22 protein-coding genes are annotated in these 26,078 nt (G+C 40.8%); 4 read left to right on the forward strand and 18 right to left on the reverse strand.

Features of this window, described 5'->3' with window-relative positions:
- Positions 1-164 precede the first annotated feature (164 nt).
- Together ACAM22_RS06955 and pepO are read right to left on the reverse strand one after the other, a co-directional pair.
- Positions 165-806, reverse strand: a complete 642-nt coding sequence (locus ACAM22_RS06955; RefSeq protein WP_369606581.1) for a recombinase family protein — start codon at positions 804-806, stop codon at positions 165-167.
- A 181-nt stretch (positions 807-987) separates the two neighbouring features.
- Positions 988-2,880, reverse strand: a complete 1,893-nt coding sequence (gene pepO / locus ACAM22_RS06960; protein WP_369606582.1) for an endopeptidase PepO — start codon at positions 2,878-2,880, stop codon at positions 988-990.
- Between the two features lie 177 nt (positions 2,881-3,057).
- Here pepO and ACAM22_RS06965 point away from each other — a divergent pair, with 177 nt between their 5' ends.
- The 4 genes from ACAM22_RS06965 (at position 3,058) to tpx (ending at position 6,306) form a co-directional block, all read left to right on the forward strand.
- The gene (locus ACAM22_RS06965; RefSeq protein WP_369606583.1) at positions 3,058-3,780 is read left to right on the forward strand and encodes a metal ABC transporter ATP-binding protein; all 723 of its coding nucleotides are present in this window, start codon (positions 3,058-3,060) and stop codon (positions 3,778-3,780) included.
- Entirely contained in the window at positions 3,777-4,625 is an 849-nt protein-coding gene (locus tag ACAM22_RS06970; protein WP_369606584.1) for a metal ABC transporter permease subunit, read from the forward strand. Before ACAM22_RS06965 ends, ACAM22_RS06970 begins: the two co-directional genes overlap by 4 nt.
- Before the next feature lie 31 nt (positions 4,626-4,656).
- Positions 4,657-5,586: a metal ABC transporter substrate-binding lipoprotein/adhesin PsaA gene (gene psaA, locus ACAM22_RS06975; protein ID WP_000733076.1), complete on the forward strand. Its 930-nt coding sequence runs from the start codon at positions 4,657-4,659 to the stop codon at positions 5,584-5,586.
- 228 nt (positions 5,587-5,814) lie between these two features.
- Positions 5,815-6,306, forward strand: a complete 492-nt coding sequence (gene tpx / locus ACAM22_RS06980; RefSeq protein WP_369606585.1) for a thiol peroxidase — start codon at positions 5,815-5,817, stop codon at positions 6,304-6,306.
- 95 nt (positions 6,307-6,401) lie between these two features.
- On the opposite strand, the gene ACAM22_RS06985 is transcribed toward tpx, so the two are convergent.
- The 16 genes from ACAM22_RS06985 to murF all read right to left on the reverse strand — a co-directional run bounded on the left by ACAM22_RS06985 (position 6,402) and on the right by murF (position 26,012).
- Positions 6,402-9,110, reverse strand: coding sequence for an FtsX-like permease family protein (locus ACAM22_RS06985; RefSeq protein WP_369606586.1), 2,709 nt, complete (start codon positions 9,108-9,110; stop codon positions 6,402-6,404).
- Between the two features lies 1 nt (position 9,111).
- Positions 9,112-9,813 carry an ABC transporter ATP-binding protein gene (locus ACAM22_RS06990; protein WP_369606587.1) on the reverse strand — a complete coding sequence of 234 codons (702 nt, stop codon included), beginning with the start codon at positions 9,811-9,813 and terminating at the stop codon, positions 9,112-9,114.
- A 284-nt stretch (positions 9,814-10,097) separates the two neighbouring features.
- The gene (locus ACAM22_RS06995) at positions 10,098-12,509 is read right to left on the reverse strand and encodes a glycoside hydrolase N-terminal domain-containing protein (protein WP_369606588.1); all 2,412 of its coding nucleotides are present in this window, start codon (positions 12,507-12,509) and stop codon (positions 10,098-10,100) included.
- 52 nt (positions 12,510-12,561) lie between these two features.
- A complete protein-coding gene (locus tag ACAM22_RS07000; protein ID WP_000240129.1) occupies positions 12,562-13,254 on the reverse strand; it encodes a phosphoglycerate mutase in 693 nt (230 codons plus the stop codon).
- A gap of 237 nt (positions 13,255-13,491) precedes the next feature.
- Positions 13,492-13,968 carry a hypothetical protein gene (locus ACAM22_RS07005; RefSeq protein WP_265471956.1) on the reverse strand — a complete coding sequence of 159 codons (477 nt, stop codon included), beginning with the start codon at positions 13,966-13,968 and terminating at the stop codon, positions 13,492-13,494.
- A 13-nt stretch (positions 13,969-13,981) separates the two neighbouring features.
- Complete coding sequence (locus tag ACAM22_RS07010; RefSeq protein WP_000837844.1) at positions 13,982-14,362, reverse strand: hypothetical protein; 381 nt, start codon at positions 14,360-14,362, stop codon at positions 13,982-13,984.
- 403 nt (positions 14,363-14,765) lie between these two features.
- A complete protein-coding gene (gene ileS / locus ACAM22_RS07015; protein WP_369606589.1) occupies positions 14,766-17,558 on the reverse strand; it encodes an isoleucine--tRNA ligase in 2,793 nt (930 codons plus the stop codon).
- A 252-nt stretch (positions 17,559-17,810) separates the two neighbouring features.
- Positions 17,811-18,692, reverse strand: coding sequence for a DivIVA domain-containing protein (locus tag ACAM22_RS07020; protein ID WP_369606590.1), 882 nt, complete (start codon positions 18,690-18,692; stop codon positions 17,811-17,813).
- A gap of 8 nt (positions 18,693-18,700) precedes the next feature.
- Positions 18,701-19,486, reverse strand: a complete 786-nt coding sequence (locus tag ACAM22_RS07025) for an RNA-binding protein (protein ID WP_261039877.1) — start codon at positions 19,484-19,486, stop codon at positions 18,701-18,703.
- Positions 19,483-19,746 carry a YggT family protein gene (locus ACAM22_RS07030; RefSeq protein ID WP_261013211.1) on the reverse strand — a complete coding sequence of 88 codons (264 nt, stop codon included), beginning with the start codon at positions 19,744-19,746 and terminating at the stop codon, positions 19,483-19,485. The genes ACAM22_RS07025 and ACAM22_RS07030 overlap by 4 nt, the downstream gene beginning before the upstream one ends.
- Positions 19,746-20,285 carry a cell division protein SepF gene (locus ACAM22_RS07035; RefSeq protein WP_000053379.1) on the reverse strand — a complete coding sequence of 180 codons (540 nt, stop codon included), beginning with the start codon at positions 20,283-20,285 and terminating at the stop codon, positions 19,746-19,748. Before ACAM22_RS07035 ends, ACAM22_RS07030 begins: the two co-directional genes overlap by 1 nt.
- Before the next feature lie 9 nt (positions 20,286-20,294).
- A complete protein-coding gene (locus ACAM22_RS07040; RefSeq protein ID WP_369606591.1) occupies positions 20,295-20,966 on the reverse strand; it encodes a YggS family pyridoxal phosphate-dependent enzyme in 672 nt (223 codons plus the stop codon).
- A gap of 4 nt (positions 20,967-20,970) precedes the next feature.
- Positions 20,971-22,230: a cell division protein FtsZ gene (gene ftsZ / locus ACAM22_RS07045; RefSeq protein WP_016398629.1), complete on the reverse strand. Its 1,260-nt coding sequence runs from the start codon at positions 22,228-22,230 to the stop codon at positions 20,971-20,973.
- A 16-nt stretch (positions 22,231-22,246) separates the two neighbouring features.
- The gene (ftsA, locus tag ACAM22_RS07050; protein ID WP_369606592.1) at positions 22,247-23,620 is read right to left on the reverse strand and encodes a cell division protein FtsA; all 1,374 of its coding nucleotides are present in this window, start codon (positions 23,618-23,620) and stop codon (positions 22,247-22,249) included.
- 219 nt (positions 23,621-23,839) lie between these two features.
- The gene (locus tag ACAM22_RS07055; RefSeq protein ID WP_369606593.1) at positions 23,840-24,544 is read right to left on the reverse strand and encodes a TIGR02206 family membrane protein; all 705 of its coding nucleotides are present in this window, start codon (positions 24,542-24,544) and stop codon (positions 23,840-23,842) included.
- 94 nt (positions 24,545-24,638) lie between these two features.
- Entirely contained in the window at positions 24,639-26,012 is a 1,374-nt protein-coding gene (gene murF / locus ACAM22_RS07060) for a UDP-N-acetylmuramoyl-tripeptide--D-alanyl-D-alanine ligase (protein ID WP_369606594.1), read from the reverse strand.
- Between the last annotated feature and the right edge of the window lie 66 nt (positions 26,013-26,078).

The following is a 26,078-nucleotide window of genomic DNA, read 5'->3' on the forward strand; positions in this document are numbered from 1 at the left end:
GGGAACTAAGTGTATCGCGTAACGACCGTTAAACGATACACAAAAAATACCAGTCTAATACAGGTTAAAAACACTGTTAAACTCGCATTTTTTAAAATATTCATATTGTTGTTTTGACTGTTTTATCAAACGGTCGTTAATCGAAACAAATTTACGGCTTCATTCTACCATTTTTCCCTATTTTTAGCAATGATTTTCCGTTTTTTTTGACGATTGTTCGCCACTTCATTACGTTCTAACACTTTATATAGGGTTGATGTAGAAATTTGTTCAGTTTTTGCAATATTACGTATGCTTATATCTGAATGTAGATATTTGTTAAGTATCCGCTCCTCCTTTTCTTTTGAAATCCGTTTTGCTCCTAATCTAACACCATTTTCCTTAGCTTTTCGAAGTCCCTCTTTTGTGCGAAACCTCAGATTTTCCAGCTCATTTTCTGCCACAAAGCCTAAAATGATGCAAAGTAATCTGCCAATAAGAGAGCCTGTTTCTAGTTTTTCATGCAAACTGACTAGGTGGATATTAGATTCATTAAATAGTTCAATAAGTTCTAGCAGCTTAAACATAGATCGAGTCAGTCTATCTAACTTATAGATAGTGAAAGTAACCTGCTTGCCATCTTTCGAAAAGTCAGAAGCCAGTTTTAAGGCTTTTGTAAGTTCAGGACGAGTGTTATTTGCACCAGATTCCTTTTCTATAAAAAGTTTATCGCAATGTTTTAGAGCTTCGATTTGCACTTTCAATCCTAGGTCTTGCTTATGAGTAGATACACGGGCGTAGCCTATGTTGATAGTCTTTTGAGACATAAAAATCCTCCTGTTATCTTGATACAGAGGGATATTTTACTATGAATTTTAAAATAAGAAAAGACCTCAATTTCATAATCCCTATGAACTACACCCTAAAAGCTAGATTGTTCTATCTAACTTTTGGGGTGTACATAGATAGGGAAGGTATAATTATAGGAGTTTTACTTGCTTCTTTGTATTACCAAATAATCACGCGCTCTTCTGGTGAACGCCACATACCGTCTCCTTCTTTGACATCATAGGTTGTAAAGAAATCATCGAAGTTTGGTACTTGCACATTGACACGGAGTTTGGCTGGTGCGTGCACATCGACGCTAGCCAAAAGTTTCATAAATTCTGGACGACCTTTCATGCGCCAGATGCGACCGAAGTTGTAGAAGAACTCTTCTGCTGAGAAGTCTGGTTCTCTCTTAGCTGCTTCAAGCGCTGCAGCGATTCCTCCCAAGTCAGCCACGTTTTCTGATACAGTCAATTTACCGTTGATGGTTGCTCCATAAGAATCTTGTCCATCAAATTGGTCAATAACTTTTTGTGTTTTCTCCTTGAAGGCAGCATAGTCGCTCTCTGTCCACCAATCCTTGAGGCTACCATTTTCATCAAAGGAAGCTCCATTGGTATCAAAGGCGTGAGAAATTTCATGGGCAATAACCGCCCCAATACCCCCGTAGTTAGCAGAAGATGACTGATGCAAGTCATAGAAAGGTGCCTGTAAAATGGCCGCTGGAAAGACAATTAAGTTCTTCTGTGGATTGTAGTAGGCATTGACCATATGAGCAGGCATACCCCATTCCTTGTAGTCTACAGGTTGGTTCCACTTGCTCCAACTGTGCTTGATTTCCACACGCGCAAAGGCTAGAGCATTGTCAAAAAGACTAGCATTTTCATCCACTACCTTGTCCTTGTAGCGTTCTGGCAATTCTTCTGGATAACCGATATAAGGCTTGATAACATTGAGTTTGACGATGGCCTTGTCACGAGTTTCAGGAGTCAGCCAGTCATTTTTAGCCAAGCGTTCCTTATAGACATCGATCATGGTTGCCACTTTTTTCTCCACGTCTGCCTTGGCTTCTGGAGAGAATTTTTCATGGGCATACCAGAGACCCAAGGCTTGTTTGAAAGGACCTTGTGCTAGCTGGTAGGCTGCCTTGACCTTGTCTTTGGCTTCTGGAACTCCTGAAAGCGCACGGCTATAGGCACCTGACAAGACACGGATTTCTTCTGTTAAATAGCTGGTTGAGAGATTCACAACACTCAAAATCAAGGTTGCCTTGAGGAGAGGCCAAGCTTCTTCACTATAGAATTGCTCTGCTGCTTGCCAAAAACGTTCCTCGTCTACGATAACCTTGTCTGGTACTTGTCCAAGAACGGCTTGGAAGAAGTCATCCAAAGGTAGGGCAGGCGCAAATTTCTTGAAATCTTCATAAGCATATGGATGGTAGAGTTTAGCATATTCTGAACTTTCTTCATTAGAAAGCACCACTGCTGCAACGCGACGGTCCAATTCTAGTCTTTTTTCTAGCAAGTCTTCAATTTCTTCATCAGAGAAATCATAAGCCTTGAGAAGATTTACGCTGCTTTCTTTCCAAAGAGTCAAAAGCTCTTCACGCTGAGGATGGTCTTCAGCATAGTAGGTCGTATCTGGAAGGATCGTGCTTGGAGCGCTAGCCCATAGAACATTGATTCTAGCATCCATAAAGTCTGGCGATACACCAAAAGGAAGGAAGTTTGGTTTACCAGCAAGCTCAAACTCTGCTAGTTTAGCTGTAAAATCCGCAAAAGTCTCTAATTCTTGGAATTCTTTAAGGAGTGGTAAGACAGGTGTGATACCGTCAGCTTCTCTCTTGTCAAAATCACGGACTAGGTGATGGTATTTGACAAAGTTTGCCAAGATAGCATCCTCAGGAACCTCTTCACCTGCCAACCACTTGTCTGTTGTCGCTAACATCAGGTCTTCAATTTCCTGATCTAAATCAACAAAACCTCCTGTTTGAGACTTATCTGCTGGGATTTCAGCTGTCTGTTGCCATTCTCCATTGATTGCATCATAAAAATCATCTTGATAACGTGTCATCGTGTTCTCGCTTTCATTTGTACTTGTTTTTAGCTTAACAAAAATTAACTGGGAATGCAATTAAAAATGAACGGATGTTTCCCATTGTTTTTCAGTTATTATTTTAATTTTTTCAAAAATTAACTTGACTTAATTTTTTTTTTAAGGTATATTAAGAGTTAGGAGGAATACAAGTTTATGATACGTATCGAAAACCTCAGTGTCTCCTATAAAGAAACGTTGGCACTTAAGGATATTTCACTGGTGCTCCAAGGACCAACGATTACCGGAATCATTGGTCCGAACGGCGCTGGAAAATCAACATTACTAAAAGGTATGCTGGGAATTATCCCACATCAAGGTCAGGCATTTCTCGATGACAAGGAAGTTAAAAAATCCTTACACCGAATTGCCTATGTCGAACAAAAAATCAATATCGACTACAACTTTCCCATCAAGGTCAAGGAATGCGTCTCGCTAGGACTCTTTCCCTCTATCCCTCTCTTTCGAAGTTTAAAGGCTAAACATTGGAAGAAAGTTCAAGAAGCCCTTGAAATCGTCGGCCTAGCTGACTACGCTGAACGGCAAATCAGTCAACTGTCTGGAGGTCAATTCCAGCGGGTCTTGATTGCCAGATGTTTGGTGCAGGAAGCCGATTATATCCTCTTGGATGAACCCTTTGTTGGGATTGACTCTGTCAGTGAGGAAATCATCATGAATACGCTGAGAGATTTGAAAAAAGCTGGTAAGACGGTTCTCATCGTCCACCACGATCTCAGCAAGGTTCCCCACTACTTCGATCAAGTCTTGCTTGTCAATCGAGAAGTGATTACCTTTGGTCCAACCAAAGAAACCTTTACCGAAGCCAATCTCAAAGAAGCTTACGGTAATCGACTCTTTTTCAATGGAGGTGACCTATGATTGCAGAATTTATCGATGGATTGCAAAAATTCCATTTCTTACAAAATGCCTTGATAACAGCCATTGTCGTCGGGGTCGTAGCTGGAGCTGTAGGATGTTTCATCATTCTACGCGGGATGTCACTCATGGGAGATGCCATTTCACATGCTGTCTTGCCAGGTGTAGCTCTCTCCTTCATCTTGGGCGTTGACTTCTTTATCGGAGCCATTGTCTTTGGATTGCTAGCTGCCATCATCATTACCTACATCAAGGGGAACTCGATTATCAAAAGCGATACCGCCATCGGCATTACCTTTTCTTCTTTCTTAGCCCTCGGTATCATCTTGATTAGTGTCGCTAAAAGTTCAACTGACCTTTTCCATATCCTTTTTGGTAATATCCTAGCCGTCCAAGATACGGATATGTTTATTACTATGGGTGTTGGGACAGTCATTCTCTTGTTAATCTGGATTTTCTTCAAGCAACTCTTGATAACTTCCTTTGATGAACTCTTGGCTAAAGCCATGGGAATGCCTGTCAATTTCTATCACTACCTTCTCATGGTACTCCTGACTCTCGTGTCTGTGACAGCCATGCAAAGTGTCGGAACTATCCTGATTGTAGCCATGCTGATTACCCCAGCTGCAACTGCTTATCTGTATGCTAATAGCCTGAAAAGCATGATTTTCCTTTCCTCAACCTTTGGAGCGATAGCTTCAGTTTTGGGGCTCTTTATCGGCTATAGCTTTAACGTTGCGGCAGGTTCTAGTATCGTGCTCACAGCTGCTAGTTTCTTTCTCATTAGCTTCTTTATCGCTCCAAAACAACGATATTTGAAACTGAAAAATAAACATTTGTTAAAATAAGGGGCAAAACCCCAATAAATTGGAGGATCTAATGAAAAAATTAGGTACATTACTCGTTCTCTTTCTTTCTGTCATTGCTCTTGTAGCATGTGCTAGCGGAAAAAAAGATGCAGCTTCTGGTCAAAAACTAAAAGTTGTTGCTACAAACTCAATCATCGCTGATATTACTAAAAATATTGCTGGTGACAAGATTGATCTTCACAGTATCGTTCCTGTTGGTCAAGACCCACACGAATACGAACCACTTCCTGAAGACGTTAAGAAAACATCTCAAGCTGATTTGATTTTCTATAACGGTATCAACCTTGAAACAGGTGGCAATGCTTGGTTTACAAAATTGGTAGAAAATGCCAAGAAAACTGAAAACAAAGACTACTTTGCAGTCAGCGAAGGCGTTGATGTTATCTACCTTGAAGGTCAAAACGAAAAAGGCAAAGAAGACCCACACGCTTGGCTTAACCTTGAAAATGGTATGATCTTTGCTAAAAATATCGCAAAACAATTGAGTGCTAAAGACCCTAGCAACAAGGAATTCTACGAAAAAAATCTCAAAGAATATACTGATAAGCTAGACAAACTTGACAAGGAAGCTAAGGAGAAATTTAACAACATCCCTGCTGAGAAAAAACTCATCGTAACCAGCGAAGGATGCTTCAAATACTTCTCTAAAGCCTACGGTGTCCCAAGTGCCTATATCTGGGAAATCAACACTGAAGAAGAAGGAACTCCTGACCAAATCAAGACCTTGGTTGAAAAACTTCGCCAAACAAAAACTCCTTCACTCTTTGTAGAATCAAGTGTGGATGACCGTCCTATGAAGACTGTTTCACAAGACACAAACATCCCAATCTACGCACAAATCTTTACTGACTCTATCGCAGAACAAGGTAAAGAAGGCGACAGCTACTACAACATGATGAAATACAACCTTGATAAGATTGCTGAAGGATTGGCAAAATAATACTCTTCGAAAATCAAATTCAAACCACGTCAGCGTCGCCTTGCCGTACTCAAGTACAGCCTGTGGCTAGCTTCCTAGTTTGCTCTTTGATTTTCATTGAGTATAAGCCTCTGAAAAACGTCATTCTCTCATGAGCTGGCGTTTTTTCTATGCCCATATTTCCGGTCAAATCATTGGAAAATTCCGACTGTTTCAGCTAAAATGGAAGAAAAAAGATTGGAGTATCCTATGGTAACTTTTCTCGGAAATCCTGTGAGCTTTACAGGTAAACAACTACAAGTCGGCGACAAGGCGCTTGATTTTTCACTCACTACAACAGACCTTTCTAAAAAATCTCTGGCTGATTTTGATGGCAAGAAAAAAGTCTTGAGTGTCGTGCCTTCTATCGATACAGGCATCTGCTCAACTCAAACGCGTCGTTTTAATGAAGAACTGGCTGGACTGGATAATACAGTTGTCTTGACTGTTTCAATGGACCTCCCTTTTGCCCAAAAACGTTGGTGCGGTGCTGAAGGTATTGAAAATGCCATCATGCTCTCAGACTATTTCGACCATTCCTTTGGACGTGATTATGCTCTCTTAATCAATGAGTGGCACCTATTGGCACGCGCAGTCTTTGTCCTCGATACCGACAATACTATTCGCTACGTTGAATACGTGGACAATATCAACTCTGAACCAAACTTCGAAGCTGCAATTGCAGCCGCTAAATCCCTATAGAAAAAATCCTCTGTCACAAAGAGTTCCCTACTCTTTGAAACGGAGGATTTTTGTTTACGAGTAAATTCAAGTTCGATCTGATAAAAACAACTAAATTACTCTACAGATTTCAGTGCTTCAAGCATATCAACCTTTCTCAGATGATGATTAACAAAGAAACCAAGCAGGGTCAAAATGATGCTTACTGCTGCCACTGGGATTACATAGACCTCCCAGCCTACCTGCGGATAAAAGAGAATAGTCGCAGGAGAAATCATTTGAATCAAAAATTGGTGTAAATAAAAACCTGAGAGCAGACCAAGTACAATTCCCACAAGGGACAGCAAAATCGTCTCACGGTAAATGTAGAGAGTGACTTCATTGTTATGAAAACCGAGAACCTTGATAGTGGAGAGTTCACGGATTCTCTCAGCCACGTTGATATTGGTCAAATTGTAGAGGATAACAATAGCCAATAGAACCGATACGATGACCAAGATGGTCATGGTCTGATTGAGTGAGCTGGCGACGGAGTCGAAGAGTCGAATGGCTGAAGCATTTTGGACAACGCTGGACACCGCAGATTGATTCATAAGTAAGCCGGCCTGTCTTTCGATACTAGGAGCACTGGTATCCCTTAGCGAGACCAGATAAGTGTTGGCTTGGGGTAGCTGTCCATAAATTTGCTCATAGCTATCCTGACTCATATAAATAAAGTGACCAACGTAATTCTCAGTAATGGCAGCGACCGTTAGTTCCTTACCTTCAATTTCTAGAGTCTGCCCAACCTTGACACCTGCCAGCTGGGCAAGTTTAGCTGTAATAACGACGCCATCTTTTAATGTCAGTTCCTGCTGATGATGTTGAAGATGGATAAAGGGTGTCAAATCTTCCTTATCTGTCATCATAAGAGTAATAGTTTGAAGACCAGTCTTACCTTTGAAATCCTTGTCTAGCGTCTTAGAATAAATTTTCTGGTAGGCTTGGATATCCTTCCCTTTCAATACTTCTTCTAGCTCTGCCTTGTCCTGATTGGTAGCACTAGGATTTTCAGAGACAATCATCTGATACTGTTGGATTTGTTGAAACTGTCTAGACGGAACTCCTGCTACAGAGGATTGGATGCCCAAACCTGCAAAGAGCAGAGCGACTGAACCTGCCACACCAAAGATCGTCATCAACATCCGCTGCTTATAACGGAAGATATTGCGGGCTGTTACCTTATGAGTAAAACTGAGACGGCGCCAGATAAAACCGATGCGCTCCAGTAAGATTTTAGCCCCTTTAACAGGAGGTTTAGGCAGTAAAAGCTGAGCTGCTTCGTCATGAAGTTCCCTACGAGCTACCAAGTAGGCTGGTAGCACACTCGCCAACCAACTCAAGACAAGAGCCAGTAAGCTATAGGTCCAATAGAACTGAATCTGGGTTTCTCCCACCACCATGCCTTTTGTAATGACACTTGAAATCACACTGGCTAGTAAATAATGACCAAGTATACTACCTAGAGCTGTTCCGACAGTCCCAGCTACTAGACCGTAGAGGAGAAACTTGGCGATAATATCCTTGATACGATAGCCCAAGGCCTTAAAAATCCCTGCATGTGTTCGCTCTTCATCCACAAAGCGAGTCATGGTTGTAAAGGTCACCATAGCTGCTACGGCATAAAGCACTACAGGAAAGATATTGCCCACTGCCCGAATACTGGCTGAAGCATTACTGTACATGAGGTAGCCTTGACCACCTGGCATGGTTTGCCGATTATAGACTTGATACCTTGGCTCCGCCAAATCATCCAAAACTTTCTGATGTTTTTCTAATTTTTCCTTTTCTTGGGCGAGATTTTGTTCAGCCTGCTTTAGTTTGTCCTCTTCCTTACTCAATTCCTGCTTGGCTTGGGTAAGTTGAGCACTGGCCTGCTCTCTTTGAGCCTGAGGAAGCAAGGCTAGTTGACTTTCTTGAGCCTGTATACGAGCTTGAGCAGCTGCTAAACGGCGCTTGCCTTCCTGCAGATTAGTCTCAGCCTTATCAAGGGTTTCTTGGCCTTTGTCTAAAGACTCTTGGCCTTCTTTTTTCAAGAGTTGCAGACGTGCCTTGCCATTATCTGACAAAGCTTGTTCAAGGTCTTCCTGATGTTGCTTGGATTTTTCTTCATAAGCTTCTGAAAAAGCATTTAAGCCTGCTAAATCTTGATATTTCAAACGAGCTATATTGTAGACTTTCTGATCAAACTGACTAGGTAAAATAACCCCATAGGCTGTCAGAGTCCCACTTCCACTTCCTGCGTAGCCCATATCTCTTTGAGAGAGGATTTCAGTTGAATCCACAAAACCAGTAATGGTATAAGTATGGTCTTTTAAAGATGAATGCCCCTCTTCTTTTTCTTTAAAACTAATCTCCTGTCCCACGCTGTATTGGCCTTGCAAATGAGTGGCCAAGGCGATTTCCTTGTCTGACTGAGGAAGTCGTCCCTCTCTTGGCTGAAAGTTTGAAATTCGCTCTGGTTTGGAGTACAGCCGAATGGCATCCTGCCCATTCTCCATAGTCACATCTGTTAAATAGCCAAACTCAACCTCTGCTCCCTCTATCTGTTCTAGTTCTTCTTGATCTGTTTGATCCAAACCATAATTAGACATAACTGCCAAATCCAAGGTTTGAGCAGTTGTTAAATAAGCATTAGCTGTCGCCTCCATGTTGGGGCTAGTCACTTTGAGACCTACTAGGGCTAGAGAGCCCAACATCATCAAGGTCAAGATAGATAAAAAACGTCCCTTGGAGCCTGTGAAGGACTGAATTAAGTCCTTCCAATAGGTTTTTCGCTTGATCATACTAGTACTCCAAACTGTCGATATCCTGAGGATGCTGGTTCATCACCACATCCTTGACACTGGCATCGTGCATATGAATCACGCGATCAGCAATGGGCGCCAAAGCTCCATTGTGAGTCACGATAATCACCGTCGCTCCCTTTTGACGGGACATATCTTGGAGAATTTTCAAAACCTGCTTACCCGTCTGATAATCCAAGGCTCCAGTCGGTTCGTCACAAAGGAGAATTTTAGGATTTTTAGCTACCGCGCGTGCAATTGAGACTCGCTGTTGCTCCCCTCCAGAAAGCTGAGCTGGAAAGTTATTGAGACGATGAGCCAGACCTACATCTGTCAAGACCTTTTCAGGATTCAAGGCATCTGTCACGATTTCTGAAGCCAACTCCACATTTTCCTTAGCGGTTAGATTGGAAACTAGATTGTAAAACTGAAAAACAAAACCAACATCATTGCGGCGGTAATTGGTTCTCTGGTGGGAACTATAATCTGCAATATTGGCACCATCAATCCAGATTTCCCCTTCATCATTGGTATCCATTCCCCCAAGAAGATTAAGAACCGTTGACTTGCCTGCACCTGACGCACCTAGAATAATAACCAATTCACCCTTTTCAATCTCAAAATTCACATCACGATTGGCCACAATCTCCGTGTCCCCAACCTGATAACGCTTGTAACAATGTTTCATCTCAATATAAGCCATCGTCCTTCTCTCTTTCTTACAATTAAGTCACTCTTTACTATCATTATAACGCTTTTTCAACTAGTTGGAAACTGCTTACATTCTCAAATCCTTATTAAAAGGCAGTATCAAATTACTGCCTTCTAATACTCAATGAAAACCAAAGAGCAAACTAGGAAGCTAGCCGCAGGTTGCTCAAAGCACCGCTTTGAGGTTGTAGATAAGACTGACAAAGTCAGTCACATATATACGGTAAGGCGACGCTGACGTGGTTTGAAGAGATTTTAGAAGAGTATAACATCTTCTTAAAAATAAAATTGAACCAGATCGCCTTCTGCTGTTGCTACCGAAATACAATCTTTCTCTATGCATTTCACTTTTGCTTTTTCTTGATTCATTTCAATCACACTCTTCTCAATACCTGGATAAGAGACTCGCAAATCTCCCCCACTTCTTGATAAAATAGTCATCTGTAAGAGTTTTTTATCCTCCCAACTCATGCTAACTTCAAAATGTCCACGTGCCATTATGCCTGAAACGAAACCTGTTGACCAAGCATCAGATAGGGCAGCGAGAGGTACCAGATAAGCTGCATGAGACTGGAGTAACATTTCCGCCATGCCACTAGTCGCACCAAAATTACCATCTATCTGAAAAGGAGGATGACTACACCAAAGATTTTGTAAGGTGGATGACTTTAACTGCTCTGCTAATAATTTATGGGATCGATTGCCATCTCCTAGACGCGCCCAAAGATTGATCTTATTAGCCTTGGACCAGCCTGTGCCACCATCTCCACGATCATTGAGACTAGCACGCGCGGCTTCAAGATACTCCTGCCCCTTATAGCTAAAGAGATTGCCAGGATAAAGTCCCACTAGATGGGAAACGTGCCGATGCTGGGCCTCCACTTTCTCATTTTGAAAATGTTGCTCTTCCTCCTCATACCACTCCCTGATTCGACCAGATTGAGTGATTTGTAGAGGATTAAGCAAGTCAAATTTCTCCCTGACCTCAGTCAACAAAGCCTCATCCAGCCCCAATTCTTGAGCAGCCTGGATAAAATCATGAAATAACTGCCAAATCAGAGATTGGTCATAGGTATTGCCAATCGAAATCGGCCCATGTTCTGGAGAATAAGACGGAGAAGACACCCAACGCTGCGCCTGCTGATCCTCATGTAAAAAATCATTCCAAAAACGAACCGTTTCCCTCAACATGGGATAAATTTTCTCCCTGAGATAGTCTTGGTCCCTATAAAATGTATAGGCCTCATAAACAGTTTGCATCATCCACGCATTGGCAGCTGGTGACCAACCCCAATAGTAATCCCAACCAGGTGCCGTCCAGCCAAAGGGAGTCGCTTGAGTATGAACCAACCAACCATTCTCCTCCCCTTCCTGAGAGACGATTCCTGCATACCTTGCAGCCGCTAGACGACCATAGACACGCAAATCATCTATATAATTGATGACCGGAAAGGCCGTCTCTAGAAGATTAGTAACATAGGCTAGCCAATAATTCATCTGCAGATTGATATTCAGGTGATAGTCTGAATTCCAAGGAGGATTATCGACCCCATTCCAGACTCCCTGTAAGTTAGCTGGTAGAGCATCTGAGCAATCTCTAGAAGAACTAATCAATAAATACCGTCCATACTGGAAGAACAGCTCCTCCAAAGCCCTCCCCTCTTGTGGCTTATAATTTTTTAACAAATCATCTGTAGTGGATGCGTCAACTTCAGCCCCAAAATCCAATTGAACACGCTGAAATAAGGCTTGGTAGTCCTGAATATGCCTTGATTTCAATTGGTCATAGCCCTTTTCTTTAGCTGTCTCCACCAAGTCCTTTACTTGTCGCTCTAAATCTAGTTTCTTGCGATAATTACTAGCAGGATTTTGGGCAAAATCTGTCTTAGCTGCCAAGAAGAGATTGGCATAACTGGCTCCTGATATCTGAACCTTATCTGACCAAACTCTAATATCTCCATCCGTTTGCCAAGCTAGATAACTAGCAAACCGCAGATCATTATCCTTAACTCTTCCCTTCATCAAGATATGAGAATCAGTAATATCCAACTGGCACTCCTTGTAATCAGATTTTTCCTGCTCATACTTTCCATCAGAAGCCAAATCACGACTTAGCGACAGTTCTATAGTAAAATCTAGAGTTTCCGCCCCTTCCTTAGTAAAGTGCTGAATCAAGAGATCATCTGGAAAACTCGCAAAGGATTCACGTTCAAATCTTGTTCCCTTATAGGTATAAGAAGTCGTCGCAAGCGCCTTACTGATATTCAGCTGTCTCTGGTAATCCGTCACCTGAGACAGAGAATTACCTTGCTGGCTGAACTCAATGAAAATATCTCCAAAGGACAGATAGGTCCCATATTGACTCGTTTGGGGCCCGACCAAATGCTGCTCAGCCAATTCCTTAGCCCGATTGTAATCTCTCTTTTCCAAAGCCTGCCGAATTTCAGCTAAAAAACTATACTGGTCCTGAAGATTTCCACCCTGATAATCTGAACTATCAGGAAGTGGACCTCCAGACCAGAGACTTTTTTCATTAAATTGAATCCGTTCAGCCCCTATAAGCCCAAAGACTTTGGCACCTAAAGAACCATTGCCTATCGGTAAAGCCTCTTCTTCCCACCCCTTATATGTTCTTGATGCTGGTTGCTTATAGGCCAATACATAATCTTGTTTTTTATTCCTTATCATACTACCATACTAACATAAAAAGCCTAGAAATCAATTCTAGGCTTACAATTTTTTATTTTCCAAGGTAGTATTCAGAAACTACGTTCAATTTTTCGTCGAATTCGAATACCAATGGTGGGAAGTTAGGGATTTCCACGTCCATGATTTCGTCATCTGACAAACCTTTGATGTGTTTTACAAGGGCACGGATTGAGTTACCGTGAGCTCCTACGAATACGTTTTTACCATCTTTAAGAGCTGGAGCGATTTTATCTTCCCAGAATGGAAGGGCACGTTCCAAAGTCACTTTCAAGTTTTCAGCATCTGGGATAACTGAGTCGTCAAGTGAAGCGTAACGACGGTCAGTGTGAGCTGAGTGCTCATCATCACGATCCATGTTTGGAGGCAATACATCGTATGAACGACGCCAGATATGAACTTGCTCATCACCAAATTGTTCAGCAGCTTCAGCTTTGTTTTTACCAGTCAAACCACCGTAGTGACGTTCGTTCAAGCGCCATGATTTTTCAACTGGAACCCACAATTGGTCAGAAGCTTCAAGAGCCAAGTTAGTTGTTTTGATAGCACGTTTCAATACTGAAGTGTAAGCTTGGTCAAATTCGATACCAGCTTCTTTGATCAATTTACCAGCGTCAATCGCTTGTTGTGTACCTTTTTCAGACAAATCAACATCAGCCCAACCAGTGAAAAGGTTAGCTTTGTTCCATTCAGACTCACCGTGGCGAGCAAAAACCAATTTTACCATTAGATGGATTCTCCTTTAAATTTTCCGAGGTTTCCCCTCGTTTATCTATTCTATTTTACACAATTTTTCACAAAAAAGCTAGTCAAAACCAAAAAGGAAAGGACTGTTTGGCAATCACATTGTTTTTGGTTGTTTCTATTCTATCTTCATTATTTAATCTTTAAAAAACACCCCAATTTCTAACATTTGGGGTGTAATTTAACCAATTATTCTCAGTTACTACAAAAAATTTCTATCTTATTGTAGTTGCGATGTCAAAGTTTTCAACTGTTTTTGCAAATTGTCTCTAAAATCTTTCAATTGTTGAGACAATTTTGATTTATCATCTTCCTTGAGCTCAGTTGACCCTAGCAAATCATATATTTTTTTCTGCGCATCGAATAATTTTTGAGTTGACTCTTTTAGTTTGGTAAACGACTCATTATTTTCCATAGCTGTTCCTTTGAAACTTTCCTCAGCTTTAGTAAAATAATCATCAAAAATCTTTTTATAAAGATCTATATAATCTGCATAAGTACGCATTGATTCAATCGCATCGTCTGTTACAACCGGTGTATCAAAAGTGATTGTTTCTTTTGAGGTATTAGATGTTGCTACTGTCTTCTCATCATTACTTGTTGAAGTAGTCTTTGAATTTTGTGCTCCACATGCAGCGAGAAGAGAAACAGATAATAGAATTACTCCTAGACCGATAAACTTTTTTGTTCTTTTCATGCTAAAATACCTTTTATTCTTCTGATTTGAATTTCTTCAATGTTGCAAGGAATAGAGATCCTCCAATAATAGCAAGAATCCCCCCAACCCATCCTAAGAATGGAATGAGACTAACTCCACCAGAAACAATCATTAGGACAGACGGAGCTGCACCTACACGATTATCTCCTTTATAGTAAACAATAGCAATGATACCGAGAACAAGATTTGCAATCTTCAAGGCATTCAAGAGTAAAGCAACACCTGAAACAGCCCCTGCAGTAGCTCCTCCATTAAGAGTTGTAGCAGCTGTATTTACCGCTGTTCCCAACAAGACAAAAGGACCAATAAGAAGTAAAATTCCTCCTACAAGACCGACGATACCACTAATTAAAGCAAGTGTTTTTGATTTCATAATAAAATCTCCTTTTTATTTTTTTTCAAATAAAATTGTATCATATTTGCTAAAAAAAAAAAGTATTTTCTGATATTATAAAATAAAAATTTGTATAATATGAAATAAAATATAATACTTTTCAGAAATCAAAAGCAACTATACAAATTTATTATTGTAAAAATGTGACACAATTTACCAATCTTATCCGTAATATCAAATTCGTATTTTATCTTACTGCTGTTAGCTTGCTAAGTTTCTCTTTGATTCTTGTTGAGTATAAAAAGTCACACCTCGCAAATTTTCAAAATAAATCAAAAACGCATCGTATCACGTATTCAAAAACTTGATACAATGCGTTTAATAGACTATAAAATTAGTTGTCTTTTCTTCTCAAATTGAGTTTTCCCTAGACTTTTCAACCTTATTTCTCTTCAAATCCTTCTGCAACTGCTTCCGCAAAGTTTTCTTCTACGATGCTTGCACAGTGGTCACAGATGACTGCGTGGTAGCTACGCTCTGCTGTTGTTGGGTCAATGCGACGGCAACGGTCACATACTTGGCCTGCAGCGCGTTCAACTGTGAAGGCTACATCTTCGAAGCTAACGGCAGCTTCTGGAGCTGGTCCTTCTGCGATGGTCAATTCAGACACAATCAAAAGTTGAGCTACATTGCTGTTTACTGCTTCGAGTAGAGTTTTCACAACTTCATTTGGATAAACTGTCAAGTGTGCTTCAAGCGATTTCCCGATAACTTTGGCATTACGCGCTTCTTCCAAGGCTTTTTGAGCTTGTCCACGGAAGTCCATGAAGGCTGCCCATGTATCCAAGACTTCTTCTTGATTAGCAAAAGTTTCCGCTTCTGGCAATTCTGACAATTGAACGAAGTCTTCAGCTTCAAACTCAAGATATGACCAGATTTCCTCTGCTGTGTGAGGAAGGATTGGTGTCAAGAGTTTGGTGATTTTCACAAGAATGTCATAGAAGACAGTCTGCATTTGACGGCGTTCCAATGATTTGGCACCTTCGATGTAAACAACATCTTTAGCAAAATCAAGGTAAAAGGCTGATAAATCAACGTTGATAAAGTTCACCAAGGCCTTGTAGATTGTCAAGAATTCAAAGTTTGCGTAGGCATCACGAATGGTCTTGACAAGCTGGTTAAAGCGAATCGTCATGTACTTATCAACTGAACGAAGTTCTTCGTAAGCTACTGCATCCTCAGCTGGGTTAAAGTCAGATGTATTGGCAATCAAGAAACGAAGAGTGTTACGGATCTTGCGGTAAGTTTCAGAAACTTGGCTCAAGATATCCATAGAGATACGCACGTCGTTGCTTGAGTCTACGCTTGTTACCCAGAGACGCAAGATTTCTGCACCAAATTGTTTTTCAACATCACTTGGAGCAATGGTATTTCCAAGAGATTTAGACATCTTCTCACCTTTACCGTCAAGGGCAAAACCTTGTGACAAGATTTGTTTGTAAGGTGCTACGCCATGGTTGGCAACAGATGTGATGAGTGATGAGTTGAACCAACCACGGTACTGGTCAGAACCTTCTAGGTAAAGGTCTGCTGGGTAAGTCAACTCAGGACGGTTTACTACCACTCCATTCCATGATGAACCTGAGTCAAACCAAACGTCCATGATGTCTGTTTCTTTCTTGAATTCGCCATTTGGTGAACCTGGATGAGTAAATCCTTCTGGTAAGAGGTCTTTGGCATCACGTTCCCACCAAATGCTTGAACCATGTTCCTCAAATAGTTGAGCCACATGTTCAATCGTTTCAGCAGTCATGATCGCTGTACCATCTTCAGCGTAGAAAATTGGAAGCGGAACACCCCAAGCACGTTGACGAGAGATAACCCAGTCGCCACGGTCACGGATCATATTGTAAAGACGAACTTTACCCCATTCTGAGTGGAATTTCACTTTTTCAATTTCATCCAAGATTTCTTGGCGGAATTTAGAAACTGAGGCAAACCATTGTGGTACTGCACGCCAGATGATTGGTTTCTTAGTACGCCAGTCAAATGGATATGAGTGAGAGATTTCTTCTTGGGCAAGAAGGAGGTTACCAAGTTTTTCAATAACAGTTGGAACTACCTTTTCATAGAATTGACCTTCAAACTCAGGACCAGCATTCTTCATCATGATACCACGTTCGTCAACAGTGACTGCGACTTCAAGACCATTAGCAATACCGACATTGTAGTCGTCCTCACCAAAACCAGGGGCTGTATGGACAATACCTGTACCAGAGTCAGTTGTAACGTGGTCACCAAGGATAACGAGTTCATCTACAGCTGTATCCCATGGGTGTTCTGTTACGATGTGGTTCAATTCTTGACCACGGTAAGTTGCCAAAACTTGAACATCAGCCCAACCAAATTTCTCAGATAAGCTATTCAATAATTCTGCAGCAACGACAAACTTACGAGCTTCACCTGCAGGTTGAACCACGACGTAATCAATATCCGCTCCGACAGTCAAACCACGAGAAGCTGTGATAGTAAATGGAGTCGTTGTCCAAACAACGATATAAGTGTCTGTATCAAGGACACCTTTGCCATCTTTTACCTTGTTGGCATAGTAAAGGGAAGTTGAAACCAAGTCATGGTATTCAATCTCTGCTTCAGCAAGGGCAGACTCAGATGACCAAGACCAGTAAACTGGCTTGGCACCACGGTAGATATAACCCTTGTTAGCCATCTCACCGAAGACACGAATTTGGGCTGCTTCATAGTCAGGAGTCAAGGTCACATATGGATTTTCCCAGTCACCAGAAACACCCAAACGTTTGAAGTCTTCACGTTGTTTATCTACTTGTGAAAGAGCGTATTCACGGCAAAGTTTCAAGTACTCAACCAAGTCCATTTCTTTACGTTTGACACCCTGTTTTGCCAAAACTTGCTCGATTGGCAGACCGTGAGTATCCCAACCTGGAATATAGGGTGCATAAAATCCTGACATAGATTTTGAACGAACAATGATATCTTTTGAAATCTTGTTCATAGCATGTCCAACGTGGATATTTCCGTTTGCGTATGGAGGGCCATCATGCAAGGTGAAATGAGGTTTTCCTTGGTTCAATTCTTGACGACGTTGATAAAGTTTTGCATCTTCCCATTCCTTTTGCCAAACTGGCTCTTTGGTCGGAAGGCCTGCACGCATTGGGAAAGCTGTTTTCCCAAGATTAAGGGTATCTTTGAGTTTCATGGTATCTCCTTTATAAATAATAACAAATTAAAAACCACGACTGCCAAAAAGGACGAAAATCGTGGTACCACCTTTATTCGGAAAAAGATTTAGTCTTTCTCCCTCTTATCCCGTAACGTGGGGAACGTCAAATCTTACTAGCTTCAGACTTGAGTTTTTGAGAGGATAATCTTATCAATAGGGATTACAGGACTCACACCATCTCCTGCTCGCTGGAAATATAAGGATAAGATATTGTTCTCAGAATATTTCTTATAAAATTGTAACAGATTCTTGCGGTGCTTCAAATCCTGGTGCTGAATCAAACGTTTCTGTAGCTGGTGATGGACCTGACGGATGCACTGGAGCTACTTCTGGTTCTTCGTACATTGGACCAACTGGATGAGCAGGCTCTTCTTCAATTTGAGGACTCACTACAGGAGTTGGATTTTCCACTTCCTGTTTAGCTTGAGCTTCAAATTCAGCCAATTCTTTATTGGCTGCCTCAATACGAGCCTGTAACTCTGTCATTTCTTCTTGAGAAAATTGACGTGTCATATCAATTGGTTCTTCCTCAATTGGAGCTGGAATCGGTTCTCCAAGTACTTCGCTAACCACTTCTTTAAAGGCTTCATCACTTGTCTGAAGATAAGTAGCTGTTGGACGAAGAATATCTTCCCAATCTGAAGATTCAACAATAGCCAACTGACTCTCAATTGTAGATTTAAGACGTTGGTGGAAGACACGACTCTTATTCTTCAATTCTTCGGTTTCAACAGCAACTTTCTTAGCATTATCAGCTGCCTGACGAAGAATTTCATTTGCCTTGTATTTTGCTTCTTCCAATAATCGATGTGCATCCTGTTCAGCTTGATGAATAATATTATTTGAACGATCGTGTGCTGTTTGTTTCACTCTCTCAGCTGTATCTTGGGCAATCAATACAGACTGGCTCAACGAATCTTTCATCTCATCAAAGTAAGACAAACGCTCTTCCAAATTTTTAATATGTAAATCCTTATCATGATTAGAACGAACCAAATCTTCATAATCACGAACTACAATATCTAAAAATTCATCTACTTCTTCTGGATCAAAACCTCTAAAACGTGTGCTAAAGGTTTTATCTTTGATTTCTAACGATGTAATTGGCATATTTTTCCTCACTTACTTAATAATAACTGGACGGTTATTTTTTTCTTCTCTTTTTTTGTTTGTCCCTTATCTTGAAGCAATCTCAAGCGCCCAAATTTTCTCACACTAATCAAGTCTCCAACTTGAACAGTATAATCTGATTTGTCTACCACATGATAATTTACTTGGACAAGTTTCTTTTCAATCAACTGGTTTGCTTGATTTCTAGATAATTTTAAAACATTTGATAAAAGAACATCTAATCTAAAACTAGACACGCATAAATCCAGCTCTCTATACTGTTCTAGCTTATCTATTTTCTCGGTGAAAGGACGTTCCTCCAGCGAAACGGGTATACGGCCAATTTTCTTTAATCCATCTTGAAAGAGAAGAAGAAACTGCTGATTAATCATAATCTGCGCCCGTTCTTCATCTACTAGGATATCTCCAAAAAGTTTCCGTTCAATCCCTAATTGATTGATGACTGTCCCTAAAATCTTAGCATGCGTTAAGTGTTCAAATTTATTGGAATACACAATTTCCTGGAGAGACATTTCAAAATCTGAAAACTCTGGCTGGAAATAATCTGGGTATAATAAAACTCGAACATACTCACTTGAGACGAATTCCCCACTACTGCTACAAGCAAGACCATAGGTTTTGGCCAAAATCTTTAATAGCTTCTCCTGATGAGGATTGATAAAAGGAGTTAAAAAAGGAGCATAGCTATCTTCTACCTTTTTTATCCATTCCATTCCCTTATCAAGAAATGGACGATCTTCTATGGAGAAATGCTGGTAAATCCCTTTATTCATCCTATCATCGCCAGAAAACGGACTAGGTTTTCTCCTAAAAATCGAATCAAAACAATCGCAACCCAAATAGATAAATCCAGACCTGCTATCTGTAAAGGCAGGCGTTGCAAAGGAGCAAGCACTGGTTTTACCAATGCTACAATCCAACGACCCAAACTTGATTCATAGGCACCTGGAAACCAAGACATGACAGCAAAGGCTACCAAAATCAGGGAGTAAATATCCACTGCATTATAAATCATACGAATTAAAAAAATCATCATCGTACTCTATTTCGTCTCATATCAAAATCAAACTCACCCTGTTGATCTTCATCTGGTAAACGAATATCTTCAACATTTACAATAACATTCACTGGTGTCAACAGGTACATGGTAGAAGCTACCTTTTTCAAATTTCCAGCTAGAACATGGCAAGCTCCATCCAGATAATCTAAACAACGACGAGCTTGCACTTCAGTCATATATTGAAAATCAATCAAAATACTTTCGTTTCCTGCTAATAAATCAACAATTTCTATCGCATCTTCATATTTTCTAGGATAACGAACATCAATTGTTACTTTTTCAGTAGAATGCTGATTTTGCTTTGCTAACTCTTGTTGACGTGCATGCAGTCTAGTAATATTATTTTCTTTTGTACTACTTGTGCTTGGTGTTTGATTCGTTGAGAGAGCCTTTTCCTGTGTAGAATTTACTGGAGTTAAAATGGGCTCATCTCGTTTTTCATTAGGGAGACTTAAATCCTCATCCTCCGTAAAATAATCTATAAATCTATCGAATCTATCTTTTAAAGACATGGTTCTCTCCTACTTAAAAAATGCTGTACCTATGCGAACAAAGGTGGAACCGAATTGAATCGCTTCTTTATAATCACGACTCATTCCCATGCTTAAGTCGGTCATAGGGATATTTGGAATTTGTTTTTCTTGGATTTCTTTTTGTAAATCTTGGGTCGCCTTGAAAATTTCTTTCAACTGCTCACTGCTAGCCTCAAAAGGTGCCATCGTCATTAAACCAACATATTCAATCTTATCTAGTTTGGCTAACTCCGGCAAGACTTCCAATAATTCTTCTCTCGAAAAGCCGTGTTTACTTTCTTCTTTAGAAATATTTACTTGAAGGAAACACTTGATGACTCGGTCACTTCTTTTTTGGATTTCCTCTGCTAGCTTTACTGAATCCAATGCATGGAAATAATCAACGTATTGAATGACATCTTTCACCTTACGTCTTTGCAAGGTACCAATCAAATGCCAAGTCACATCTCGATCTTTTAAAGCTTGATATTTCTCTAAAAACTTATCTACACGATTTTCACCGATATGATGAACCCCTAGCGGAAGCAAGGCTTCCGCTGTCGGTACATCTACATACTTGGTAACTGCAATGACAGAGACTGAGCCACTCTCGCGATGAGAACTCAGACTTGCTTCTGCGACTTCTCGAAAAACACGTTCTGTATTTTCTTTTACATTCATTTACTTAACGATTTTTGAAAAATGGAGGTGTATCCAACTCATCTTCATCTTGTGAATTTGGAATTTCAAAACGTTCTACCGGTGACACTACTGAATCAGTCGGACGAACAATTGTCTCGCGGCGTAAATCCCAATCACCAAAAGCAGATCCTTGAGCTTGTTCCGAGCGACGTGGATTTTGTTTTGGCAATTCAGCTGTTTCTGCCATATCAAAATGACGATCAAAGCCATGTGAATGAGCTGGTTTTACTGTCTCACGGTAGTTAGTAGTCGGTCTAGCTTGTGGAGCCACAACCTTTTCTACGCGGTCTTGACGAACACCTGTTGCAACAACTGTTACACGAATTTCATCACGCATACTTTCATCAATTGAAGTACCGAGCCAGATGTTTACTCCTTGTCCTGCTGCTTGGTTCACAATTTGTGAAGCCTCTTCTGCCTCAATCAAGGTTAAGTCAAGACCACCAGTTACGTTGACAATCACATCTTCTGCTCCATCAATTGTTGTTTCAAGAAGTGGAGAGTAAATTGCCTTACGCGCTGCTTCAACAACACGTTCTTCTCCACTACCGATACCAATACCCATAAGAGCATTCCCTTTATTTGCCATAACTGTTTTCACATCGGCAAAGTCAAGGTTAATCAATCCTGGATTGGTAATCAAATCGGTAATTCCTTGAACACCTTGACGAAGAACGTTATCTGCCTCGCTAAGAGCTTCAAGAAGTGGAGTTTTCTTATCAACAATTTCAAGCAAGTTGTTGTTTGAGATAATCAATAGAGTATCTACATGCTCACGCAGTTGATTGATTCCTTCTACAGCAAATTGTCCACGTTTGCTTCCTTCAAAACCAAACGGACGTGTTACAACACCAACTGTAAGAGCACCTAAATCTTTGGCGATACGAGCAATTACAGGAGCAGCTCCAGTTCCAGAGCCTCCTCCCATACCAGCAGTGATGAAGACCATATCTGCACCACTGATAGCTTCAGTCAGTGTTTCTTCGCTTTCTTCAGCAGCTTTACGACCAACCTCAGGTTGACCTCCTGCACCCAAACCACGAGTCAATTTAGGTCCCAACTGAATAACAGTCTCAGCTTTTGTACTACTCAATGCTTGTACATCTGTGTTTGCTGCGATAAATTCTACGCCTGTAACACCTTCGTCGACCATACGGTTGATGGCATTGCCACCACCTCCACCGACACCAATTACTTTAATCACTGCACCTTGAGCAGCAGCTGTATCAAATGAAAATGTCATAATTTATTTTTCCTCTTTATTCGTCAAACATGCTTCCGATCAAGCCACGGAAACGATCTGCTAATTTCGGTTTATTTTGTGAAGCTTGTTGGAAATCCGCTATTGGTTCTGCGGGAGCCACCGGCTCTACTTCTGGGGTAGGGGCTGGTTGAACAGGCGTTGATTGTACAAACTGAGCTGTTTTCTGAATCATTCCACCAAAACTAAGCGGTTGTTGGAATAATCCTTCATCACCCTTGACTGCTCGTTGAGCCAAGAGATGTACTTCTGTCAATTGTCCCGCGAATTCTGATAGACTAATCACATGCGCAAAGGCTGGATTACGAATTCCAACTTGGTTTGGAACATAAAGCTTGACACGAACACCAAAAACTTCTTGAGCAAGTTCCACAATACCCGGTAAAATAGCGGTTCCACCAATCAAAACAATGCCACCAGGAAGATCCAATAAATGTCTTCTGTCTAAGTCTTGTTTGATTTGTTCAAAAATATGCTTAATTCGTGCAGAAATAATCTCTGACAAGTAATTTTCTGTTACTTCAACAGGTTCTACTTCCCCGATCACTTCGACTTGGAATGTTTCTTTACTTGCGAGAGGAGGATAAGCCTCTCCATAGTTTAATTTCAAACCTTCGGCTAGTTTCTGTGATGTCTTCAAGACTTTAGAGATATCCTTAGTTACATAATCTCCGCCTTCTTGGAGAATATTGGTAAACTGGAGTTCTTGGTTACGGATTGTAGCGACAGTCGTTTGACCTGCCCCCATATCAATCACTGTAGCACCAAATTCACGTTCACCTTCGTTCAAAACTGATTGAACCATTGCTAGTGGTGAAATAATGATATTTTCAACCTGAACACCTGTACGTTCAACTGTCTTACGCAGATTGTGCAAGATAGTACGAGGACCTGTATAAAGCAAACCACGCATTTCAAGGCGAACCCCCATCATGCCACGTGGGTCACGAATCCCTTGGAAACCATCCACAATAAATTCTTCAGGAATAAAGGTAATGACTTCACGGTCAGGTGTCATACTCTTTGTCAAAGCTGATTTGACAACATTTTCAACATCTTGATCCGTAATTTCCTTGGTATCAGATGTTACTGGAATCATCCCTTGAGTTGGTTCTACTTGCAAAAGATTACCAGGCAAGCCGACATTCACTGACTTAATCGAAATACCTGCCTTTTCTTCTGCTTGGGAAATAGCTGATTTGATAGCAGTTGCTGCTGCATCAATATCAACAATAATTCCATCCTTTACACCTTTACTTTTGGCATTACTCACGCCAATTACATTTAATTCACCATTTCTCTGCTCGGCTACAAGCACCTTGACAGAGCTTGTTCCAATATCTAGACCTGTAAAAAAGCCTTCTCTAGCCATTACATCGCATCCTCTCTATCTTCCAAGTTTCTAACTTCGTAATATTCAATAGCTAAACGTAGGCATAGCTATTCACAGAATATTATAACACAAAAAATCTCATCGTGCTCAGTTTTTTCCTAAATTTACCAGCCAATTTTTTAGTTTTTCTGTTCAGAAATTCATTCACTGTAAACTTTGTCAACAATCTGTCTATTGTACAAAAAAGAAAGCTCATTTCTAAGCTTTCTTTGCAATCATTTTTTCTGCTTCTTGGTCTAAAAATAGTTCCAAAATTTTCTTTGTCAACGTAATCGCCGCTGACAAGGCCAGAGAAACGATTAAATAATTAGCTACTAAGCCATGGTCTCCAACCAATGGTGGTTTTGTCAGGAATCCGTAATCTCCACCTGTTACCAAATTGACCACAAAAATCAAGGCATTTAGTCCAAAGGTCATAAGAAAAATTCCTTTCACATCCAGTAATCGCGCATTATACTGTCTCAAGAGATAAACTAGAGAGTTCCCCAAGAGAGCTAAGTGCCCAAAGATAAAGGACAAAATGGCAATATGGGGGAAAGGATAGGCATCTGGCACTGGATAAACAAAGGCTGCTAATGTCCCAAATGTTCCTAGTAATGCAAAATACTGCCTATATTTGGACTGACCAGGAAGCAAGAGCACCACAAACATAGCCATACGGCAATGGTAAAAAGGTAGGCTTTCTGACAGTGGCATATGGTTGACCCCATACCAAACATAAAGTAGGATTAACTGAACGGCCTGCAAGATTTGGAAAAATCGTTGGTAAAACTTCTTTTCACGATAACGATAGGCTGTATAAAAAGTTAAGGCTAAGAGCGTAAATAGGCTAACATACCAAAAAATGTCAAATTTGGGTGGCTCTGTTGCTTGGGTAGTAAAGAAAATATCCCATAAATTCATCTAGTCTTCCTCATGATTCAAAATTTTCCTGCATATTATTATACCATGCTATTTGTCAAAAATGGATTTAGAAATACGTAAATGTTTGACAAAATCACTTGTTTTCATTTTCTAAACTTTCTACCAACTTGGCTAGATTCATAGAGTTAGAACCTTTTAGCAAGATTTGGTCATGGGCTCCAAGGCTTTCCTTGACCTGCTTGACTAGGCCTTCAAATTGGTCTTGGTCTTCTGTTTTCTTGAAGTAATAAACGTGGCCAATTGGGAACATTTGACTGGCCAATTGGGCCAATTCTGCGATATCTTCTCCATAGAAAATCACGGTATCCAGTACATCTGGCGAGAGGCTCAGAATCATCTGGTTATGGAGTTGGACTGACTGGTCACCTAATTCCTTCATATCTGCTAAGACAGCGATTTTCTTGCCCCCTTCATTGGCTGGAATGGCAGAGAAAGTCTCTAAGATCAGCTTCATAGCAGTTGGATTGGCATTGTAAACATCTGACAGGATGTCTGCTCCATTGGCTGCTTTCTTCCACTCGGTACGGTTACGCGTCAATTCAAGATGTTGGAAGGCCAAACGGATTTGCTCCTCTGAAACTCCTTCTTGCAGGGCAACATAGGATGCAATCATAGCATTGGTGGCATTGTACTTGCCAGTTACCGGCAAATCAAGGGCTTGTTCCAAGAAATTAGCCTTAAATGTCAGACTATCCTTGCGCTCAACCAAGTCTGTGATTTCCAACTCTGCTCCTTGCCCAAAACGGACCACCTTTTTATCAGTTGGCAAGTAGTCCTCTACAATAGGGTCAGCTGGCGCCAAGAGCAAGGAATTCGAAGCCATGCCATCTGCAATTTGCAATTTTCCTTTGGCAATTTCCGAACGGTCTTTGAAAAAGGCCAAATGGGCTTCGCCAACCAAGGTCACGATGGCTGTTTTTGGATGAGCCAATTCTGACAAGAGATGAATATCTCCCAAGTGATCCTGCCCCATCTCCAAAACCAACTTTTCTGTCCCCTCAGGCATATGGAGAACTGTGTAAGGAAGGCCAATCTCGTTATTGTAGTTTCCTTGTGTTTTGTAGGTTTTGTAGGTTGTTGAAAGCAAGTGCGCCAACATATCCTTAGTCGTTGTCTTGCCATTTGAACCTGTAACTGCAAAGACATCAACAGCCGTTTTTTCAAGATAATAGGCAGCTAGTTGTTGAAAGGCAGTCAAAACATCGTCTACTAGAATATAAGGATGATTTGCGACCTCTTTCTCAGACAAGGTTACTGCTGCACCATTTTCAAAGGCTCTTTCGATAAAGTCATGACCATCACGCGCACCCTTGAGGGGCACAAATAAATCTCCTGTCGCAATCAAACGACTATCAAACTCAGCTTTTTCTAACTGAGTGTCCTCAAAGATGCTGATATCATTTTTAGCTCCTACAACTTGGGCCACTTCATGGATTGTTAATTTCATTTCTACTCCTTTAAAAAGGGTCGAAGTCCGAGAACTCTAATCATCTTACAGTGATGGTTCTGGCTT

This window comes from Streptococcus sp. SN-1 (assembly GCF_041154385.1).
Classification (GTDB): domain Bacteria; phylum Bacillota; class Bacilli; order Lactobacillales; family Streptococcaceae; genus Streptococcus; species Streptococcus mitis_CT.

Bases quoted from the DNA above. Each gene is read 5' to 3' on its own strand.
- ftsZ (WP_016398629.1), bottom strand. From the start codon at position 22,230: ATGACATTTTCATTTGATACAGCTGCTGCTCAAGGTGCAGTGATTAAA.
- ileS (WP_369606589.1), bottom strand. From the start codon at position 17,558: ATGAAACTCAAAGATACCCTTAATCTTGGGAAAACAGCTTTCCCAATG.
- ACAM22_RS07040 (WP_369606591.1), bottom strand. From the start codon at position 20,966: ATGAATGTAAAAGAAAATACAGAACGTGTTTTTCGAGAAGTCGCAGAA.
- ACAM22_RS06995 (WP_369606588.1), bottom strand. From the start codon at position 12,509: ATGATAAGGAATAAAAAACAAGATTATGTATTGGCCTATAAGCAACCA.
- ftsA (WP_369606592.1), bottom strand. From the start codon at position 23,620: ATGGCTAGAGAAGGCTTTTTTACAGGTCTAGATATTGGAACAAGCTCT.
- psaA (WP_000733076.1), top strand. From the start codon at position 4,657: ATGAAAAAATTAGGTACATTACTCGTTCTCTTTCTTTCTGTCATTGCT.
- murF (WP_369606594.1), bottom strand. From the start codon at position 26,012: ATGAAATTAACAATCCATGAAGTGGCCCAAGTTGTAGGAGCTAAAAAT.
- ACAM22_RS06970 (WP_369606584.1), top strand. From the start codon at position 3,777: ATGATTGCAGAATTTATCGATGGATTGCAAAAATTCCATTTCTTACAA.
- ACAM22_RS07030 (WP_261013211.1), bottom strand. From the start codon at position 19,746: ATGATTTTTTTAATTCGTATGATTTATAATGCAGTGGATATTTACTCC.
- ACAM22_RS07055 (WP_369606593.1), bottom strand. From the start codon at position 24,544: ATGAATTTATGGGATATTTTCTTTACTACCCAAGCAACAGAGCCACCC.
- ACAM22_RS07000 (WP_000240129.1), bottom strand. From the start codon at position 13,254: ATGGTAAAATTGGTTTTTGCTCGCCACGGTGAGTCTGAATGGAACAAA.
- ACAM22_RS06955 (WP_369606581.1), bottom strand. From the start codon at position 806: ATGTCTCAAAAGACTATCAACATAGGCTACGCCCGTGTATCTACTCAT.
- ACAM22_RS07025 (WP_261039877.1), bottom strand. From the start codon at position 19,486: ATGAATAAAGGGATTTACCAGCATTTCTCCATAGAAGATCGTCCATTT.
- ACAM22_RS07035 (WP_000053379.1), bottom strand. From the start codon at position 20,285: ATGTCTTTAAAAGATAGATTCGATAGATTTATAGATTATTTTACGGAG.
- ACAM22_RS06965 (WP_369606583.1), top strand. From the start codon at position 3,058: ATGATACGTATCGAAAACCTCAGTGTCTCCTATAAAGAAACGTTGGCA.
- pepO (WP_369606582.1), bottom strand. From the start codon at position 2,880: ATGACACGTTATCAAGATGATTTTTATGATGCAATCAATGGAGAATGG.
- ACAM22_RS07020 (WP_369606590.1), bottom strand. From the start codon at position 18,692: ATGCCAATTACATCGTTAGAAATCAAAGATAAAACCTTTAGCACACGT.
- ACAM22_RS06985 (WP_369606586.1), bottom strand. From the start codon at position 9,110: ATGATCAAGCGAAAAACCTATTGGAAGGACTTAATTCAGTCCTTCACA.
- ACAM22_RS07005 (WP_265471956.1), bottom strand. From the start codon at position 13,968: ATGAAAAGAACAAAAAAGTTTATCGGTCTAGGAGTAATTCTATTATCT.
- ACAM22_RS06990 (WP_369606587.1), bottom strand. From the start codon at position 9,813: ATGGCTTATATTGAGATGAAACATTGTTACAAGCGTTATCAGGTTGGG.
- ACAM22_RS07010 (WP_000837844.1), bottom strand. From the start codon at position 14,362: ATGAAATCAAAAACACTTGCTTTAATTAGTGGTATCGTCGGTCTTGTA.
- tpx (WP_369606585.1), top strand. From the start codon at position 5,815: ATGGTAACTTTTCTCGGAAATCCTGTGAGCTTTACAGGTAAACAACTA.